Origin of the sequence: Rhizorhabdus histidinilytica, assembly GCF_900167915.1 — a bacterium.
GTDB classification, from domain to species: Bacteria; Pseudomonadota; Alphaproteobacteria; order Sphingomonadales; family Sphingomonadaceae; genus Rhizorhabdus; species Rhizorhabdus histidinilytica.
Genome location: NZ_FUYM01000005.1, coordinates 82,923 through 96,062 on the forward strand (window position 1 = coordinate 82,923; position 13,140 = coordinate 96,062).

The 13,140-nt window shown below is 70.4% G+C and carries 15 protein-coding genes; 10 read left to right on the top strand and 5 right to left on the bottom strand.

Annotation, left to right across the window (positions count from 1 at the left end):
• Positions 1 to 165: 165 nt before the first annotated feature.
• The 10 genes from B5X82_RS12280 (at position 166) to B5X82_RS12325 (ending at position 9,083) form a co-directional block, all read left to right on the top strand.
• Entirely contained in the window at positions 166 to 1,089 is a 924-nt protein-coding gene (locus B5X82_RS12280; RefSeq protein WP_079648460.1) for an SH3 domain-containing protein, read from the top strand.
• Between the two features lie 269 nt (positions 1,090 to 1,358).
• A complete protein-coding gene (locus B5X82_RS12285) occupies positions 1,359 to 1,787 on the top strand; it encodes a group III truncated hemoglobin (RefSeq protein WP_079648461.1) in 429 nt (142 codons plus the stop codon).
• The gene (locus B5X82_RS12290; protein WP_079648462.1) at positions 1,784 to 2,056 is read left to right on the top strand and encodes a DUF1971 domain-containing protein; all 273 of its coding nucleotides are present in this window, start codon (positions 1,784 to 1,786) and stop codon (positions 2,054 to 2,056) included. Before B5X82_RS12285 ends, B5X82_RS12290 begins: the two co-directional genes overlap by 4 nt.
• A 38-nt stretch (positions 2,057 to 2,094) precedes the next feature.
• Positions 2,095 to 3,306 (top strand): NO-inducible flavohemoprotein, encoded by a 1,212-nt coding sequence (gene hmpA / locus B5X82_RS12295; protein ID WP_079648463.1) that lies wholly within the window; start codon positions 2,095 to 2,097, stop codon positions 3,304 to 3,306.
• Between the two features lie 10 nt (positions 3,307 to 3,316).
• Positions 3,317 to 3,778, top strand: a complete 462-nt coding sequence (locus B5X82_RS12300; RefSeq protein ID WP_079648464.1) for a hypothetical protein — start codon at positions 3,317 to 3,319, stop codon at positions 3,776 to 3,778.
• Between the two features lie 280 nt (positions 3,779 to 4,058).
• Entirely contained in the window at positions 4,059 to 4,247 is a 189-nt protein-coding gene (locus B5X82_RS12305) for a hypothetical protein (protein ID WP_235862692.1), read from the top strand.
• Between the two features lie 214 nt (positions 4,248 to 4,461).
• Positions 4,462 to 6,540 carry an FUSC family protein gene (locus tag B5X82_RS12310; RefSeq protein WP_079648759.1) on the top strand — a complete coding sequence of 693 codons (2,079 nt, stop codon included), beginning with the start codon at positions 4,462 to 4,464 and terminating at the stop codon, positions 6,538 to 6,540.
• Positions 6,537 to 6,761 carry a DUF1656 domain-containing protein gene (locus B5X82_RS12315; protein WP_079648465.1) on the top strand — a complete coding sequence of 75 codons (225 nt, stop codon included), beginning with the start codon at positions 6,537 to 6,539 and terminating at the stop codon, positions 6,759 to 6,761. The genes B5X82_RS12310 and B5X82_RS12315 overlap by 4 nt, the downstream gene beginning before the upstream one ends.
• A gap of 1 nt (position 6,762) precedes the next feature.
• A complete protein-coding gene (locus tag B5X82_RS12320; RefSeq protein WP_079648466.1) occupies positions 6,763 to 7,662 on the top strand; it encodes an efflux RND transporter periplasmic adaptor subunit in 900 nt (299 codons plus the stop codon).
• Positions 7,656 to 9,083, top strand: coding sequence for an efflux transporter outer membrane subunit (locus B5X82_RS12325; RefSeq protein ID WP_079648467.1), 1,428 nt, complete (start codon positions 7,656 to 7,658; stop codon positions 9,081 to 9,083). The genes B5X82_RS12320 and B5X82_RS12325 overlap by 7 nt, the downstream gene beginning before the upstream one ends.
• On the opposite strand, the gene B5X82_RS12330 is transcribed toward B5X82_RS12325, so the two are convergent.
• The 5 genes from B5X82_RS12330 to B5X82_RS12350 all read right to left on the bottom strand — a co-directional run bounded on the left by B5X82_RS12330 (position 9,080) and on the right by B5X82_RS12350 (position 12,949).
• A complete protein-coding gene (locus B5X82_RS12330) occupies positions 9,080 to 10,708 on the bottom strand; it encodes a Na+/H+ antiporter (RefSeq protein ID WP_079648468.1) in 1,629 nt (542 codons plus the stop codon). The two genes, B5X82_RS12325 and B5X82_RS12330, sit on opposite strands and share 4 nt — an antisense overlap.
• 193 nt (positions 10,709 to 10,901) lie before the next feature.
• Positions 10,902 to 11,150: a hypothetical protein gene (locus B5X82_RS12335; RefSeq protein ID WP_079648469.1), complete on the bottom strand. Its 249-nt coding sequence runs from the start codon at positions 11,148 to 11,150 to the stop codon at positions 10,902 to 10,904.
• Positions 11,151 to 11,163: 13 nt separating this feature from the next.
• Positions 11,164 to 11,856 (bottom strand): superoxide dismutase, encoded by a 693-nt coding sequence (locus B5X82_RS12340; RefSeq protein ID WP_079648470.1) that lies wholly within the window; start codon positions 11,854 to 11,856, stop codon positions 11,164 to 11,166.
• A gap of 65 nt (positions 11,857 to 11,921) precedes the next feature.
• Positions 11,922 to 12,311, bottom strand: coding sequence for a hypothetical protein (locus B5X82_RS12345; protein ID WP_079648471.1), 390 nt, complete (start codon positions 12,309 to 12,311; stop codon positions 11,922 to 11,924).
• Positions 12,308 to 12,949 (bottom strand): peroxiredoxin, encoded by a 642-nt coding sequence (locus B5X82_RS12350; RefSeq protein WP_079648760.1) that lies wholly within the window; start codon positions 12,947 to 12,949, stop codon positions 12,308 to 12,310. Before B5X82_RS12350 ends, B5X82_RS12345 begins: the two co-directional genes overlap by 4 nt.
• Positions 12,950 to 13,140 lie beyond the last annotated feature (191 nt).

Here is a 13,140-nt window from a genome sequence, read left to right on the forward strand (position 1 = left end):
GCCATAGCAATGCGCGCGCCCGGAAGCAAAAGCGCGATGGATCATCGGCCCTTTGCCGTGGCGTTCATCCCCGAATTCAGGAATCGTAAGGGCGGGCCGGACCGTTGAGTCGCGTATTGGGGGCGACGTGGTTTCGGCCCGGAGAGAGAACGGGGGTTCATCGTCATGCAATACGTCCTTCCGGCGGCGCTTCTTGCTGCCCTGCTTTCGGCGCAACCGGCCTTCGCGGCCGACGCGCCCGTCACCCTGTCCAAGTGCGACAAGCCGATCGGCAGCATCGCCGTCGTCGACGGCGAGACGCAGGGCTGGACCAAATATGGCCTCAGCAGCCCGCGCGACCTGATCGCTGCGATGGCGGTGCAGAGCAATTGCTTCACCCTCCAGAACAGCACGGGCGGGCAGCCGGTCGACTTCCTGGTCAACGCCATCGCCGGCGACAAGGAAGAGGTCGACCAGGGCACCAGCCTGGCGCAGACCGCGCTGACCGAGGGGCTGGTCCGTTCGGGCATGGCCGGCAAGATGGCAGGCAGCATCCCGTTCGGTGGCCAGGCGCTCAGCATGTTCGGCGGCTTCGGCGGCAAGAAGAAGACCGTCGCCGCGGGCCTGCGGGTGATCAGCCCGGCCAACGGCCAGACCATCGTCACCGGCAGCGGCACCCAGACCAAGACCCAGGTCTCGATCGGCGGGCTCGGCGGCATCGGCGGCAACCCCTGGGCCGACGCGGCCCGCGCCCAGATGACGTCGATGGGCTATGGCGACTATGCCAATGGCGGCTATTCGACGTCGAAGGACGGCCAGATGCTGACCAGCGCCTTCGTCATCGCGTTCAACAACGTCGTTGCGCAGCAGGCGGCGCTCGCCGCGGTCAGGCCCGCCGCCGTCGCGGCTGCCACCCCGGCCGCGACCAAGCCCGGCTTCACCACCGCGGTCGACACTAAGCTGTTCGCCCAGCCGGCCGCCGGCGAGGCGGTCCGCGCGCTGCGCGCCGGCACCGCGCTCACCCCGACCGGTGTGCGCGAGGGCCTCTTCGTCGAGGTCAGCGACGCCTATGGCACCAAGGGCTGGGTGTCGGTCGAAGACCTGAAATAACTGGGGGAGCGCCGCCGGGCTCGCCAAGGCCCGGCGGCGCGGCCGCGCACCACGCGGCATCGTTGCGCGGCCCATCCGGAGCATTGAGCTTTTTATCCGCCCCGCTCATCCTGAGTAGGGACTGAACGACGGTGAAGGCCCGTCTTGAAAGTGATCGGAACCGGTTGCGGCAGATCAAACGCTCGATGCTCTAGAAATATGTATTTCTGTTGCATCTTTATCCGCGCAAGGATAGATGCATAGCAGATACATGGTTTTGGAGTCGCGTCATGCCGGGGTTGCGGATCGACGATCACGGGCTCGGCCGTCTGGTCGATGCCTTCTATGCCCGCATCCGCGCCGATGACGAGCTCGGCCCGATCTTCAACGACGCGGTCGAGGACTGGGCCGAGCATCTCGCCAAGCTGACCGACTTCTGGTCGTCGGTGATGCTGACCAGCGGCCGCTACAAGGGGCAGCCCGTCCCCGCCCATGCCCGCCATCGCAGCCGGATCACGCCGGCGCTGTTCGACCGCTGGCTGGCGATCTGGACCCGGACCACCGACGAGCTGATGGAGCCGGAGGCCGCCGCCGCGCTCCAGGACAGGGCCCGGCGCATCGCCGAGAGCCTGCAGCTCGCCCTGTTCTTCCGCCTCGGTCCGCCGCAGCAGCAGCCGCAAAGGCCCAGCCCCGGCATCGCCGGCGGAGCCGCGCAATGACCGCGCCGGCGCCCTATCGCTCGACCCCGACGTTCGACAACGCCACGCTGCCGATGGCGCTGCAGCGCCGCCATTCGACCAAGGCGGGCGTGTGGGGCGCCGTCCGGGTGATCGAGGGCCGGCTGCTCCTGACTTACCTCGACCCCGAATCGGAGGTCGTCCTCGACAGCGGGCACGCCGCCGTGCTGCGGCCCGAGCAGCCCCATTTCGTCACGCCGCAGGGCCACATGAGGATGCAGGTCGACTTCTACGACCAACCGCCGGGCTAGGGGCGCCCCTCTTTCCGTTCGACCACAAGGAGACGTTGATGTCCAAGACACTCAGCGAGCGCACCATCGCGCTCGTCAAAGCCACCGTGCCGGCACTCGAGGCCCATGGGCTCGATATCGTGCGCGAAATGTATGCGCGCATGTTCCGGAACCCCGAGATCCGCGACCTGTTCAACCAGTCGCACCATGGTGACGGCGGGTCGCAGCCGCGCGCGCTGACCGGCGCGATCCTCGCTTATGCCAGCAACATCGAGAATCTGGCCGCGCTCGCCCCGGCGGTCGAACGCATCGCCCAGAAACATGTCGGCCTGCAGATCCTGCCCGACCATTATCCACACGTCGCCGACGCCTTGCTCGGCGCGATCAAGGCGGTGCTCGGCGACGCGGCGACCGACGAGATTCTCGCCGCCTGGGGTGAGGCCTATTGGTTCCTCGCCGACATCCTGATCGCCCGCGAGCAGCGCGTCTATGGCGAGCAGAGGGCGGCGGACGGCGGCTGGAACGGCTGGCGCGACTTCCGGATCGAGCAGGTCGTCCGGGAGAGCAGCGTGATCAACTCCTTCGTGCTGCGGCCGGTCGACGGCCAGGCGGTGATGGCCCACAAGCCCGGCCAGTATCTGACCTTCTGGCTGGAGATTCCCGGCCATCCGCCGGTCAAGCGTAACTATTCCATCTCGGGCGCCGCCAACGGGGAGACCTATCGCATCTCGGTCAAGCGCGAGCCGCAGGGCCTCGCCTCGGGCTGGCTGCACGACCATGCCCAGGCCGGCACCATCCTCAAGGTCGCCCCGCCGGCCGGCGAGTTCTTCCTTCCCGACCATCCCGAGCGGCCGGTGGTGCTGCTGTCGGGCGGGGTCGGGCTGACACCGATGGTCGCGATGCTGGAGACGATCGCGGCGCGGCACCCGGCGCTTCCCACGCAGTATATCCACGGCACCCACGACCGCGAGACCCATGCGATGCGCAGCCATGTCCGCGCGCTGGCGGCACAGGGCAGCGCAATCCGCGTCGTCGACTTCCACCAGACGCCGCTGCCCGGCGAGACGGCGGGCGTCGACTACGATCATGCCGGGATCATCACCGACGACTGGCTGATCGCCAACACCCCGACGGGGGAGGCCGATTATTATATTTGCGGCCCGCGCCCGTTCCTGCGCGCGGCGGTGTCGGCGCTGTCGCTCGCGGGCGTCGCATCGGACCGCATCCACTATGAGTTCTTCGGCCCAGCCGACGAACTCCTGGCCGCCTGAGGCGCGGACGATGGACGGCATCGTCGCCCGCGTCGTGCACGTCGTCGCGGTCCTGTTCTGGATCGGCGGGGTGGCGTTCGTGACGCTAGTGGCGATGCCGTCGGTCCGCAGCCGCCACGCCCCGGCCGAGCGGCTGGCGGCCTTCCATGTGCTGGAGGACCGCTTCGCCGCGCAGGCCCGCCTATGGGTCCTGCTCGCCGGGGCGAGCGGGCTGTGGATGGTCTGGCGCGGCGCGATGTGGGACCGGTTCCGCGATCCGCACTTCTGGTGGATGCACGCGATGGTCGCGCTGTGGGCGCTGTTCGCAGCAATGCTGTTTGTCATCGAGCCGCTGGTCCTCCAGCGGCGGCTGGCGGCGTCGGCCGATCCGGCCCGCGACTTCACCCGGATGGAGCGGATGCACCGGCTGCTGCTGGCGGCGGCGGTGGCGACCGTGGCCGGCGCCGTGGCGGGGAGCCACGGATTCTACTGACGGTCGCCACGCCCGTCCGGCGGCAAAACTTTTGCTATCAGCAACCAAAAACATTCGTTTGCCGCTCCGCCCCAAATATCACAGCCTTCTCCGTGCAGGCCAGACGACCGCGGCCTGCCCCTGGGACCTTCTCGCCTGGGGCGGAGGGGCACCGTGCTTCCGCCGATGCACGGGACCCCCTCCATAAGGTCGAGCTGGGAGAGGATGCCTCATGAGGAGGCTGTCGCCGGAAGCACCGTCGCCGCACGTCCCATTCGCATGGCACCGTGCGTTGACCACGGTGTTGTTCGCCGCGGCCGCCCTCGCCTTCTACTGTCTCAGCGAGCATCGGATCCTGAGCGAGGAGCAGTTGATGCTGCTGCTGTTCATCGCGCTTCCGGTCGGCGCCTTCACGTTGTCCGGCATGGGTCAGGACAGTTCCGACACGGCGATCGACGGCCGGAGGGGGGACGCCGCCAACCGCGGCTGACGCTCCACCGACTCGTCTCCGCCGACGGCGGGCCCTTCGCGCCAAGGGCGAATTATTTCAGTGCAAAATTCTTGCGCTTCACCATCAATATTTTGATCTTCGGTTCGGCCGCCGCCCTCGCCTATGAGCGCGCCCCAGCCAAGGGAGGCAAGGGCGACGACCACCGCCGGTCGTGACGATCCCTCCCTTGTCATGGTTGCCGGATATGACGTCGATGCCTGTGGGCCGGATACGCCCACGATTTCCCTCGCTGCTGCTTCCGGACCTCCAGATCGATTCCCAGAAGCTGCTCTTCTCGCTGAGCAGCTTCATCGCCGCGGCGATCACCCTCGCCATCGCCTTCTCGGCCAGCCTGCCGCGCCCCTGGTGGGCGCTTCTCACCGTCTACGTCACCGCCCAGCCGATGGCGGGCGCCTTCCGCCCCAAGGCGCTCTACCGGCTCGGCGGGATCGCGACCGGCGCGGCGGTCACCATCCTGCTCGTCCCCAATTTGCAGAATTCGCCCGAGCTGCTGGTGCTGTGCCTCGCCGCCTGGACCGGCTTCTGCATCTACCTCGCGGTGCTCGACCGCACCCCGCGCGCCTTCCTGTTCCAGATGGCGGCGTTCAGCACGGCGGTGATCAGCTTCCCCTATCTCGACGATCCGGCCAACATCTTCGAGACCACCATCGCGCGGGTGCAGGAGATGACGGTCGCGATCCTGTGCGTCACCGCGGTCCACGCGCTGCTCCAGCCGTGGAGCGCTACGCCGGTGATCCGCGCGCGGGTCCGCTCCTTCCTCGCCCATGCGCGCCGCTGGACGGCCGAGGCGCTCGGCAGCCACCACACCCGGCTCGAGAACGAGCATCGCCGCATGCTGGCGGCCGACGTCACCGAGCTGGGGATGATCGCGATCCACCTGCCGTTCGACCAGCGCTGGGCGCCCGCGACCAAGCGGCGGGTGACCGCGCTCCAGCAGCAGCTCGCCAACATCCTGCCGCTGGCGTCGGCCGCGGCGAACCGGCTCGACCGGCTGCGCGACGGCGGCGGGCTGCCCGCCGATCTGGAGGCGCTGCTCGACGACGTCTCCGACTGGCTGGTCGACGAGGACAGTCCGCTCCATCAGGTCGGCGCGCTCGTCCGGCGTTGCGAGGCGATGGCCGAGGCCGCCGAGGCTCACGCCGACTGGACCTCGCTGCTGACCGCGAGCGCCTGCGTCCGCATCGCCGAATTCCTTGCCGCGCTCGCCGCGAGCCGGCGGCTGGCGACGCGGATAGGATCGCCCGGCCGCCCCAACCTCAAGCCGTCGTCGGCCGAGCCGTTCGCGCTGGCGCGCGACCATGGCGTAGCCGCGCTGGCGGGGCTGGCGACGGCGACCGCGATCGCGCTCTACTGCGCGGTCTGGATCCTGCTGGCCTGGCCCAACGGATCGGCGACCGCCGCCTTCGCCGCGCTGATCACCTGCTCCTTCGCGGCGCAGGACGATCCGGCGCCGGTGATCGGCCGCTACCTGCTCGCGACGCTCAAGACCTTCCCGCTCGCCGCGCTCTACCTGTTCATCATCCTGCCGCGCGTCGACGGCTATGAGATGCTCGTCATCACCCTCGCGCCGACGCTGCTGTGGATGGGCTATGTCCAGGCCGATCCGGCGCGATCGCCGCAGGCGCTGCCGATGTTCTCCTGCTTCATCGTCGCGATGGGTTTCCTCGCCCGCTTCCAGGCCGACTTCGCGCTGTTCATCAACACCGGGCTCGCCCAGCTCGGCGGGATCGTCGCGACGCTGACCGTCACCAAGCTGTTCCGGTCGGCGAACGTGCTGTGGACCGCGCGGCGCATCCTGCGGTCGAACTGGGCCGAGCTCGCCCAGCTCGCCGACATCCGCCGCCCCTTCCTCGCCGATCGCTGGACGGCGCGGGCGATCGACCGGCTCGGGCAGGTCGCCGCGCGCATGGCGGTGGCCGCCCCCGGCGCCGCGCTGCACGCCGCCGACGGGCTGGCCGACCTTCGCGTCGGGCGCAACATCATCCCGATCCGCCGCTCGCTACCCCATGTCCCCCATGACGTGCGCCACCGGCTGGGCGCGGTGCTGTCCGGGCTGGCCGTCTTCTACGACGCGCGCTGGCGGCGCGGCCATGCCCATCCTCCCTCGGCCGCGCTGCTCGAACCGATCGACCAGGCGCTGCGCTCGCTGCTCGCCCTGCCGCTCGACGAGCCGCGCCGCCGCGCGCTGCGCGCGCTGGTCGGCATGCGCTGCAACCTCTTCCCGGCCGCCCCGCCGCCGCCGTCGCCACTGTCGCCGGACGCCACGCGATGATCGAGGAGATCAACCTGCTCGGCGTCTACCTGCCGGCCGCGCTCGCCTGGGGCGTGCTCGCCGCGGTGCTCGTCTACCTGCTGCGCGGCTGGCTGCAGCGCCTGCCCGCCTATCGGCTGCTCTGGCATCCGAGCCTGCTCGAACTCGCGCTCTTCGTCCTGCTGTGGTGGGGCCTTAGCGCGTTGGCCGACGGCTTCCTCTATCGGTGGTTCACGACCTGACATGCTTCATCGACACAATCTCGTCCGCTCGCTCGCAACGCTGCTGGTCATCCTCGTCATCCTCGCGGGGATCTACGCGCTGTGGCTGCGCTACCAGGTCGAGCCGGTCACCCGCGACGGCAAGGTGCGCGCCGACATGGTGCCAGTCGCCGCCGACGTCGCCGGCCTCGTCACCGAGGTCCGCGTCGCCGACAACCAGCCGGTGCGCAAGGGCGACGTCCTGTTCGTCATCGACCGGCCGCGCTACCGCCTCGCGCTCGAACAGGCCGAGGCCGACCTTGCCAGCCGGCGGGTCGCGCTGGCGCAGGCGATCCGCGAGGACCGGCGCAACCGCGCGATGCCCGAGGTGATCGCCGCCGAGACGATCGAGCAGGGCCGCGCGCGGGTCGAGGAGCTGCGGTCGGCAGCGGGCCAGGCGGCGGCGGCGCGCGACCTCGCCCGCTTCAACCTCGGCCGGACGCTGGTGCGCGCGCCGGTCGACGGCGTGATCTCGAACGTCTCGCTCCAGCCCGGCGTCTATCTGATGGCGGGGCGGCCCGCGCTCGCGCTGGTCTACAATCGGTCGATGCGGGTCGAAGGCTATTTCGAGGAGACCAAATTGCCGGCGATCCGGGTCGGCGACCCGGCGAGCATCTACCTGATGGGCGTCGCCGACGAAATCCGGGGCCATGTCCAGAGCATCGCCGGCGGCGTCGAGGATCGCGAGCGGGTGGGCAGCGACGGCCAGCTCGCCAATGTGAACCCGACCTTCACCTGGGTCCGGCTGGCCCAGCGCATCCCGGTGCGGATCGCGATCGACCGTATCCCCGCCAATGTCCGGATGATCCCCGGCCAGACCGCCACGGTCGTCGTCCATCCGCGCGACGACGGGCGCAGCGTCCACCGGAGCCTGCCATGGTGAGGCGCATCGCGACACTGTTCGCCGCCGCGCTGCTCGCCGGCTGCGCGGCGGTCGGCCCGAACTATCGCCTGCCCGAGGCCGCCGCGGTGCGCGCGCCCGAGGCGCAGGGCGCCTTCCTATCGGGCGGCACGGCGGCGACGGCCGAGCCGCTCCCCGACCATTGGTGGACGCTCTACGACGATCCGGTGCTCGACGGGCTGGTCGAACGGGCGCTGGCCGCCAACACCGACCTGCGCGTCGCCGAGGCCAATCTCGACCGCAGCCTCGCCCTGCTCGACCAGCGCGAGGCCGGGCGCGAGATCCAGGGCAGCGCCAATGCCGAGACGAGCTGGGCGCAGCGATCGGCCGAAGCCGAGCTGCAGCACGTCAAACCGCCGGCCCGGCAGATCTACAATGCCGGGCTGGGGGTGAGCTACGACCTCGACCTGTTCGGCCGGCTGCGGCGCGGGATCGAGGCGGCGAGCGCCGACGCCGATGCGGCGGTCGCGGCGCGCGACCTGGTGCGGGTCAACGTCGCCGCAGAGACCGCGCGCGCCTATGCCGACATCTGCAATGCCGGCTACCAGATCGACGTGCTCGGCCGCACGATCGCGCTCCAGGAGCGGGGCGTCGGGCTGACGCGGACCCTGATCGACCATGGCCGCGCCGCGCCCTATGAGCTCGACCGCCGCCGGAGCCTGCTGGAGACCAGCCGCGCCCGCCTGCCCCGGCTGGTGGCGCGACAGCGCAACGCGCTGCTGCGCGTCACCGCGCTGACGGGGGCGATGCCGGCCCAGGCCGACGCCGGGCTGCTGCAATGCCGCCGGCCGCTCGCGCTGGCGCGCGCGGTCCCGGTCGGCGACGGCGAGGCGCTGCTCCGCCGCCGGCCCGACATCCGCATGGCCGAGCGGCGGCTGGCCGCCACCACCGCCCGGATCGGCGTCGCGACGGCGGACCTCTATCCGTCGATCCGGCTCGGCGCGTCGATCGGATCGACCGGCGCCGCCGCCGACGCCCTCTCGCCGCTTACCAACCGCTTCGGCATCGGCCCACTGATCGACTGGACGCTCAACCGCCATGCCGCCCGCGCCCGGATCGCCGCGACCGAGGCGCAGAGCCGCGCAGACCTCGCCGCGTTCGACGGCGTCGTCCTCGCCGCACTGCGCGAGGTGGAGACGGCGCTGGTCGGCTATGCCGCCGGGCTCGACCGGCAGGCGAGCCTCGACCGCGCCCGCGACGATGCGGCACGCGTCGCCGCACAAACCGCGCAGCTTCGGCGCGGCGGTCGGATCGCCGAACTACCCGCTCTCGAAGCCGAACGCGACCAGGTCGCCGCCGAACAGGCCGCCGCCGAGGGCCGGGCGATGCTCAACGAGGAGCAGATCGCGCTGTTCCTCGCGCTGGGCGGCGGGTGGGCAATGGAGGCGGCAGCGAATCCCTAAACCGCCAGGCGGGTCTCGGACAGGTCGAGCTCGCGGACGAGCTTGCGCGCCGCCTCGCTGCCGAGCTCGCGGTCGCGGACGCGGCGGAATATCTCGCCGCGCTCGGCCTTGAGCGCGGCGAGCCGGAGCTCGCGCTCAATCCCCTGGTCGCGCCGCAGCAGCGCCATCTGCTCGGGCTCGGTCGTCTGCTGGTCGATCCGCTCGCGATAGACGTCCATCAACCGCGCGGCGACGGCGACATAGGCGTCGGCGTCCTTGCGGCCTTCCGCCAGCCGGTGCTGGGTGCGCTCGATCTCGGCGATCGCGGCTTCGGCCGCGGCGATCCGCGCCGCGTCGATCTCGGCCTCGCCCGACGGCTCGGCCGGCATCTCCAGCCCGCGCATCATCAGCGGCAGGCCGATCGAGGCTGCGATCAGCGACAGGATGATCACCCCCATCGCCAGGAAGATGGCGAGGTCGCGCGCCGGGAAGGGCGCGCCGTCCTTCATCGCCAGCGGCAGGGTGAGCACGCCCGCCAGGGTGATCGCGCCGCGCACCCCGGCGAAGGACATCGCGCCGATGATCCGCCAGTTGGGGCGGGCGCGGCTCTCCGGGCGCCGCAGCAGGGTCAGCCGGAACGACAGCCAAACCCAGGCGAAGCGGAGCCCGGCGAGGCCGACATTGATCGCGACGACGTAGATCGCCAGCCACCAGGGCTCGTGATGGCCGGTGACGCGCACCGTGTCGGCGGCGCCGGCGAGGATCGTCGGAAGCTGCTCGCCCAGCAGCACGAAGATCGTGCCGTTGGCGGTGAACTGGATCATGTCCCACACGGTCGTCCGCCGGATCCGCGTCGCCGCGAGCGCGTTGCCGCGCGCCTCCACGAACCCCATGGTCAGGCCCGCCGCGACCGCCGCGAGGATGCCCGAGCAATGGAGATGCTCGGCGACGAGATAGGCGCCGAACGGGATGAGCAGGCTGATCAGGATCTGCGACCCGCTCTCCTCGCCCAGCCGCCGCGTCAGCGCGGCCTTGCTCCACCCGACCAGCCAGGTCAGCCCCGCGCCGACCGCGATCCCGCCGATCGCCACCCACAGGAAGTTGAGCGCGGCGTCGCCCAGCGAGAAGGCCCCGGTCAGCGCCGCCGCGACCGCGAAACGCAGGCAGACCAGGCCCGACGCGTCGTTGAGCAGCGATTCGCCCTCCAATATGTGCATCATCCGCTTGGGGATCGGCGTGCGCTGCGCGATCGCGGAGACAGCGATTGGGTCGGTCGGCGACACCACCGCCGCCAGCGCGAAGGCGACCGCGAGCGGCATGGCCGGAATCATCCAGTGGATGAAGAAGCCCATGCCGAGCACGGTGAACACCACCAGCCCGAGCGCGAGCTCGAGGATCGTCGAACCATCCTTGAACAGGTCCTCGCGCGGGATGCGCCAGCCGTCCAGGAACAACAGCGGTGGCAGGAAGAGCAGGAAGAAGATGTCGGGATCGAGCGTCACGCGCCAGTCCGCGACCAGCCCGACCGCCGCCCCCAGCGCGATCTGGACGAGCGGGCGAGGCACGGGAAAGGGCAGCATCCGGGCGATCAGGCCACTCGCCACCACGGCGACGAGCAGGGTCAGGACGAGCGTGATGGTTTCCAAGGGCGTCCTCTGTCAGCTTTGCGGATGCCCCTCCTTAACCATGTCGACCGCGCGCGCCACCCCTGTACGGACAGCCGCCCAAACCCGTCATCCTAGCGGAAGCTAGGATCTCCCTTTTCTCCGCCTTCCTCTGTCAGAGGCATGGAAAGGCAGTGAGATCCCGGCTTTCGCCGGGATGACGGCCTCTTTCCTCTCAAGCCGACGTCCCCACCGCATCGTGCACCGGGCCGGCCTCTTCGCTGCGGCTGGCGCGGTCGTCGACGAGGATCGCGAATTTCGGGCCGGGATAATGGACGTCCGGCCGGTGCCAGGCGCGCGTCACGACGAGGAACACCCCGTCGATCTCGATCTGCTCGCCGGGCCGGGGCGACCGGGCGAAATGGAAGCTTCCCCGTGCGGTGGCCGAACGGCGGTCGCGCCCGGCGAAGACATCGATGAGCATGACGTGCTCTCCTTCAGGCGGCCCTGGGGGCGGGATAGCGCCAGGGCTCGCCATGGCCGAGCGCCGCGCCATATTGCCGGTCGGCGAAATGCCAGTTGGCCAGCATGCTCCACCAGATGGTGAGCCAGCCGGCGCGGTCCTGGCGATGGTCGATATAATAGGCGTGCTCCCAGATGTCGCAGCTGAGCAGCGGCGTCACGCCCTCCTCGACGATCGGGGAACCCGCGTCGTGGGTCGAGATCACGTCGAGCGCGTCGCCGCGCGCGACCAGCCAGACCCAGCCCGAGCCGAAATGGCCGGTCCCCTCGGCGATGAAGCGCCGGCCAAGTGCGTCCACGTCACCGAAGGCCGAGGCGATCGCCCCGGCGAGGAGGCCCCCTGGCCGCGAGGTCTTCGACCGCATGCTTTCCCAGAAGAAGGCGTGGTTCCACGCCTGGGCGGCATTGTTGAACAGCCCACGCTCGCCGTCCGCCTGCGCGGCCCGGACCACCGCTTCCAGCGTGCGCGGCGCGTCGGGCCGGTCCGACAGCAGGTGGTTGAGCGTCTCGACATAGCGCGCATGGTGCTTGCCGTGGTGGATCTGGAGGGTCTCGGCGGACAGGACGGGCTTCAGGTCGCCCGCCCCATAGGGCAGCGGCGGCAAGCCGAACACGGGCCCGGCGGCGGCGAGAGGGGGAAGCGTAGCGCTCAGGCTCTGGTCGGCCATGGCGGATCTCCTGGGAAAAGAGGGAGGGAAGGTCGAAATTTCGATGGGTACGGACCGGTGTGCGGTCAGGGCGGCCCCGCCAGTCGCGCTCGCAGCGCGGCGATGCACAGCGCGATCGCCTCGACCGCATGCGTGCCGCTCCATTCGCCCTCGGCGCCCGCGACGACGACCTCCGATCCTTCCGTGTCGATCCAGCAGCCCGGCGGGACGAGCGTGGCGGCGGCGATCCGCGAGCCGGTGTAGCGCAGCGCGCGGACCCGGCTGCCGTCCTCCCCCTGCCAGACTCCCGGCTCGACCGGCGGCAGTGCGGCGAGCGCCGGGAAAACCGCCCGCGCGATCCGCGCGTCGAGATCGCGGCTGGGCGCGTCGGCCGCGCGGCAGGCGGCGATCGCCGCCGCGGTCTCGGCAAGGCCGTCGCGGCGATCGCGGATCGAAGGAGCAGCCGGCGCGGTCATTGCCCCGACGCGGACAGATCGACAATCCGCAGATAGGGCTTCAGCGTCTTGTAGCCCTGCGGGAACTGGCGCGAGGCCTCCTCGTCGGACAATTTGGGGGAGATCACGACCGGTTCGCCCGGCTCCCAGTTGACCGGGGTGGCGATGCTGCGCGCGTCGGTGAGCTGGAGGCTGTCGATCGCACGCAATATCTCGGCGAAGTTGCGTCCGGTCGACGGCGGATAGGTGAGGATCAGGCGGACCTTGCGGGACGGGTCGATCACGAACACCGACCGCACCGTCACGGTCGGATCGCTCTCCGGATGGATCATGCCGTAGAGCGACGAGACCCGCGCGTCGGGATCGGCGATCATCGGGAAATCGAGCCTGGCGCCCTGGGTCTCCGCGATGTCGACCGCCCATTTGTGGTGCGCGTCGACCGGGTCGACCGACAGGCCGATCGGCTTGACATTGCGCCGGTTCCATTCGGGACGCAGCTTCGCCACCTCGCCGAGCTCGGTGGTGCAGACCGGCGTGAAGTTGCGGGGGTGACTGAACAGCACGCCCCAGCTCGACCCGAGCCAGTCGTGGAAGCGCAGGCGGCCGTGGGTGCTGTCCTGTTCGAAATCGGGGGCGATCTGCCCGAGCTGGATGGTCATGGAAGCTCCCTCAGGCTGCACCCGCCGCGCGGGCGGGCAGTCAGTGCAAGAAGATGACGGGTGGAACCGGTGCTTGCTGCGGCCGGCGCTCACGGCTTCCTCTGCCCGAGCCGCGATCCCTCGCCGCCGGTTTCCCCGTCCGGGCGACGCCCCTTCGGGCGGCCAGACGCGGTGGATGTCGAAGGGCGGGG

Excerpts from the sequence above, each read along its gene's own strand:
- B5X82_RS12280 (WP_079648460.1), top strand. The coding sequence starts at position 166 with ATGCAATACGTCCTTCCGGCGGCGCTTCTTGCTGCCCTGCTTTCGGCG.
- B5X82_RS12285 (WP_079648461.1), top strand. The coding sequence starts at position 1,359 with ATGCCGGGGTTGCGGATCGACGATCACGGGCTCGGCCGTCTGGTCGAT.
- B5X82_RS12290 (WP_079648462.1), top strand. The coding sequence starts at position 1,784 with ATGACCGCGCCGGCGCCCTATCGCTCGACCCCGACGTTCGACAACGCC.
- hmpA (WP_079648463.1), top strand. The coding sequence starts at position 2,095 with ATGTCCAAGACACTCAGCGAGCGCACCATCGCGCTCGTCAAAGCCACC.
- B5X82_RS12300 (WP_079648464.1), top strand. The coding sequence starts at position 3,317 with ATGGACGGCATCGTCGCCCGCGTCGTGCACGTCGTCGCGGTCCTGTTC.
- B5X82_RS12310 (WP_079648759.1), top strand. The coding sequence starts at position 4,462 with ATGCCTGTGGGCCGGATACGCCCACGATTTCCCTCGCTGCTGCTTCCG.
- B5X82_RS12315 (WP_079648465.1), top strand. The coding sequence starts at position 6,537 with ATGATCGAGGAGATCAACCTGCTCGGCGTCTACCTGCCGGCCGCGCTC.
- B5X82_RS12320 (WP_079648466.1), top strand. The coding sequence starts at position 6,763 with ATGCTTCATCGACACAATCTCGTCCGCTCGCTCGCAACGCTGCTGGTC.
- B5X82_RS12325 (WP_079648467.1), top strand. The coding sequence starts at position 7,656 with ATGGTGAGGCGCATCGCGACACTGTTCGCCGCCGCGCTGCTCGCCGGC.
- B5X82_RS12335 (WP_079648469.1), bottom strand. The coding sequence starts at position 11,150 with ATGCTCATCGATGTCTTCGCCGGGCGCGACCGCCGTTCGGCCACCGCA.
- B5X82_RS12340 (WP_079648470.1), bottom strand. The coding sequence starts at position 11,856 with ATGGCCGACCAGAGCCTGAGCGCTACGCTTCCCCCTCTCGCCGCCGCC.
- B5X82_RS12345 (WP_079648471.1), bottom strand. The coding sequence starts at position 12,311 with ATGACCGCGCCGGCTGCTCCTTCGATCCGCGATCGCCGCGACGGCCTT.
- B5X82_RS12350 (WP_079648760.1), bottom strand. The coding sequence starts at position 12,949 with ATGACCATCCAGCTCGGGCAGATCGCCCCCGATTTCGAACAGGACAGC.